We start from the raw sequence: 273 nt of genomic DNA, 5'->3' as shown, positions 1-273 counted from the left end.
CCCGAGCACCTGGCTGTCGCGAAAGGCTGGGATCCGCAGCGGCTACGCAACTGGGCCGCCGACATCGGTCCGCATACGGCGGCCGTCATCCAGCACCTGCTGGGCGCCCGCAAGCACCCACAGCAATCCTATCGAACCTGCCTGGGCGTGCTGCGCATGGGCAAGGACTACGGGCGCGACCGCCTCGAAGCCGCCTGCCGCCGCGCCATCGATCTGAAAGCGCCGAACTACAAGTTCATTGCCTCGACGCTAAAGAACGGCCTGGACGGGGAG

General features: G+C 67.0%; 1 pseudogene. It reads left to right on the top strand.

The features are described 5' to 3' along the window. Positions 1-273 (top strand): annotated as a pseudogene (locus ACFIKI_RS08490) (IS21 family transposase); the annotation flags it as partial.

It is taken from the genome of Bartonella sp. TT121SHDZB, assembly GCF_042193415.1.
GTDB lineage: Bacteria > Pseudomonadota > Alphaproteobacteria > Rhizobiales > Rhizobiaceae > Bartonella.
The sequence above is the reverse complement of the archived record's forward strand: the minus strand, read 5'-3'. Positions and strand labels throughout refer to the sequence as shown.